At 75.9% G+C, this 3289-nt stretch carries 3 protein-coding genes and 2 pseudogenes; 2 read left to right on the top strand and 3 right to left on the bottom strand.

Translation table 11 applies throughout. From position 1 onward, the window contains the following. From AB0I76_RS25820 to AB0I76_RS25830, 3 genes and pseudogenes are all read right to left on the bottom strand, one after another. Positions 1-325, bottom strand: a pseudogene (locus AB0I76_RS25820) (monooxygenase); the annotation flags it as partial. Beyond that, positions 322-810: a YbaK/EbsC family protein gene (locus AB0I76_RS25825; RefSeq protein ID WP_357040487.1), complete on the bottom strand. Its 489-nt coding sequence runs from the start codon at positions 808-810 to the stop codon at positions 322-324. The gene AB0I76_RS25825 and the pseudogene AB0I76_RS25820, both read right to left, overlap by 4 nt. 193 nt (positions 811-1003) lie before the next feature. Next, a complete protein-coding gene (locus AB0I76_RS25830; protein WP_357040490.1) occupies positions 1004-2002 on the bottom strand; it encodes an EamA family transporter in 999 nt (332 codons plus the stop codon). A 479-nt stretch (positions 2003-2481) separates the two neighbouring features. Here AB0I76_RS25830 and AB0I76_RS25835 point away from each other — a divergent pair, with 479 nt between their 5' ends. Beyond that, positions 2482-2931 (top strand): SAV_6107 family HEPN domain-containing protein, encoded by a 450-nt coding sequence (locus AB0I76_RS25835; RefSeq protein ID WP_357040493.1) that lies wholly within the window; start codon positions 2482-2484, stop codon positions 2929-2931. A gap of 101 nt (positions 2932-3032) precedes the next feature. After that, a pseudogene (locus AB0I76_RS25840) lies at positions 3033-3289 on the top strand (hypothetical protein); the annotation flags it as partial.

Genomic DNA, 3289 nt, shown 5'->3' on the forward strand with positions numbered 1-3289 from the left:
ACTCGCCCCGGCTGCTCAGCGGGCGCAGGTCGACCCGGACGGAGGCGCGGGCGATCCGGGCCCAGGCCCGCCCGACCGGGGAGTCGTCGAAGTTGGCCGCCGCGGCGGGGGAGTCCCACACGGTCAGCGCCGCCCAGCGGGTCAGGTCGGCGTCGTTCGGCCCGAAGCCGGTGCCGGTCCCGGTGCCGAGCAGCTTGCCGAACCGGACGCCGTCGGAGGCGCGCAGCCGGCGCGGGTCGAGCGCCATCCGGGTCAGCGCGCGGGGCAGCGCGGCCCGTGACGTACGCCAGACGTGCAGTGTGACCAGCTCGGGAACGGTGTTCACGCCACCTCGGTGGGGGTGCCGGCGGTGACCCGCAGCAGCTCGGAGTACGTGGTGGGGAAGACCGCCCGCGGTACGCCCCCGGCCGCCCAGATCTCGTCGTACGCCTCCAGGGCCGTGTCCACCAGCGTGCGCAACGGCGCGGGGTGGCCGACCGGCGCGACCCCGCCGATCACCTGCCCGGTGTGCTCCTTGACGAAGGACGGGCTGGCCCGGCGCAGCCGGGTGACCCCGAGGGACGCGGCCAGCTCGGGGGTGTCCACCCGGTGTGCCCCGGAGGTGAGCACCAGCAGCGGCGCGCCGTCGGCCTCGAAGATCAGCGAGTTGGCGATCTGTCCGACCTCGACGCCGAGTGCCTCGGCGGCGGCCGCGGCGGTGTGGACCGCCTCGGGCAGCAGGCGGACCTCGGTGGGCACGCCGGAGCCGTCGCGGGCGCCGGCGCCGTCGAGCGCCTCCTGCACCGCCCGCACGTTCGGGTGTGGCTGCATACCGCCATTCTTCCCGGTACGCCCCGGCGACGTTCAGCCGCCCACACCCCCCGCTCACCACCCCACCCCGTCCACCGCCGCCCGGCCGCCGCGATCTTGCACTTCGTGCCGGTGCGAAAGGTGCAGAAGCCGTGTATCGACGACCCGAAGTGCATGATCGCGGTGGGGAGGGATGGGGAGGGGAGGGGTGGGGCTAGCGGGGGACGGTGAGGGTGTCCGGGGCGGGTGGAGCGGGTGGGGCGGGTGGGGCGGGTGGGGCGGTGGACGTCGGGGAGGGGGCTACGCGGGCGGTTTCGGCCAGGGCGACGCCGACCAGCACCAGCAGACCGCCGCTGAGCTGGGCGGTGTTGAGCGCCTCGCCGGCACCGATGACCGTCCACGCCACCGCCGCGGCGAGGACCGGCTCCACCATGCCGACGATCCCCACGCTGGTCGCCGGGAGGTGCCGCATCGCCCCGGCCACCAGCAGGTACGGCACGATCGAGCCGAGCACCACCACGTACGCGCAGAGCAGCGCCACCGGGGCCCCGCGGTCGGTGTCGGCGGCCAGCGGCTCCCAGCCGCCGCTGCCCGCGACGACCGCGCGGGTGAGCAGGCCGGCAACGGCCGAGGCGCCGAACGCCCAGGCGCACAGGGAGAGCGTGTCCCGCCGGGCGACCCCGCGCGCGCCGAGCACGTAGTAGACGGCCAGGAGGGCCGCGGCGCCGAGACCGGCCAGCACCCCGATGCCGTCCAGCTTCAGCTCGCCCCAGACCTCGGCCACGCAGCCGAGGCCGACCAGGCTCAGCGCCAGGCCGGCCCAGAGGCGCGGGCGGACCCGGTGGCGCTGGCCGAACCGGGCCCAGAGGGCCACCATCAGCGGCGCGGTGTACTCGAACAGCAGCCCGATCCCGACCGGCAGGCGGGAGATGGCCACGAAGTAGAGCATCGGTACGCCGAAGAAGCCGGTCAGGCCGTACCCGGCCAGCAGCGGCAGTTCACGGCGGGTGACCCGGAGCCGCCGGGCCCCGGGCGGCACCAGCAGGCACAGCGCCAGCAGTCCGACGAGGGCCCCGACCGCCCGCAGCAGGGTGAGCTGCTGGGGGTCCAGGCCGGCCCGGAGCACCAGCTTGGAGACCGTGCCGTTGACGGCGAACAGCGCACCCGAACCGAGCACCATGGCCACGCCGAGGACGGGGCGCGGGGTGGTCACCAGCGGAGGCTACCCACCGGACGGTGAGGGCCGACGCGCCGGGCACTCGTTACCCCCGGCGCGGTGTGCCGTGCGCCGGCCGGACCGGGCGCGTCGTGCGTTGCTTTTTTGTCGGAGGGAGGGTGTACTGTCAGCAGCAGTTAGAACGAGTGTTCGATTGCCTCGTACGCCCGTTCCAACCAGCCCGGGATGGTGTTTCGCGGCGCCGGCCCGGGCGGTGCGGCTCCGCGGGCCGCACCCAGGGTTCCGGACAGTCGCGAGTCCGGCACCCGTCAGGCAGGAGCGTCGCTCGCCGCCCACGACCCCCGGGCGGCGGGCGACGAACCCGCCGGTACGCCGGCCGGGTGTGGTGTGGGGAAGCATCCACACCCGGCCGGCCCCCACCCGGTGCGTCTTCCTCCGCACCACTCGACCCGGCGTCCCGCCGACGGGCAGTTCCGTCGCGGGGCAGCGACCCGGCCACGTGGAGGAGACAGTCCATGCCGACGAACCCCGCTCAGGCACCGACGGTGCCCGCGCACGTGCTGCCGCACCGCACTCCGGCGCAGCTTCTCGCGGTCGCCCGGCACGGGTTGGCCGAGGCCGCCCAGACCCGTCCCGACGGCCTGCGGTACGCCGCCGCGCACCTGGCCGCGCTCCGCGCCGCCGCGGCCCTGCTCGCCGCCCGCGCCCGTCCCGCACCCACCCGGCGCAACCGGGTCACCAGCGTCTGGGTCCTGCTCTCCGGTGTCGCTCCCGAGCTCGACGAGTGGGCCCGGTTCTTCGCCCTCGGGGCCGGCAAGCGGGCCGCCGCCGAGGCCGGCATCCCGCGTGTGGTGACCGCCCGGGAGGCCGACGACCTGCTGCGGGCCGCCGAGGAGTTCGTCACGGTGGTGGAGACCGCGCTCGGCGTGGTCCACCAACCGGCGCTCGACGGTCTCGCCGCCTGACCTCTGCGGCCCCGTCTCCCTGGGCCCGACCCCGGGAGACGGTGCCGGCGTGGTTTTGAGTTGTCACCCAGCACGTACCAGCACGACGGGGGGTAGGTCCGATGGCGGGCCGCATGGTGGTCGGTTCCGCCGCACTGGCCGGTCTGGTGCGTCCGGCGAGCGCACCGGATCCGGCGGGCGGCCACCGTGTGCTGCCGGTGGCCCCCGAGCTGACCGGGCTGCTGCCCAACCGAGGGCTGCGTCGTGGCAGCACGGTCGCGGTCGCCGCCGAGCAGCCCCGGCGCAGCGGCGGCACCTCGCTGATGCTGGCCCTGCTCGCCGAGGCGTCCCGCGCCGGCTCGTGGTGTGCCGTGGTGGG

Source organism: Micromonospora sp. NPDC049799 (genome assembly GCF_040656655.1).
GTDB lineage: Bacteria > Actinomycetota > Actinomycetes > Mycobacteriales > Micromonosporaceae > Micromonospora.

Coding starts and splice junctions, on each gene's coding strand:
- AB0I76_RS25825 (WP_357040487.1), bottom strand. CDS start 810: ATGCAGCCACACCCGAACGTGCGGGCGGTGCAGGAGGCGCTCGACGGC.
- AB0I76_RS25835 (WP_357040493.1), top strand. CDS start 2,482: ATGCCGACGAACCCCGCTCAGGCACCGACGGTGCCCGCGCACGTGCTG.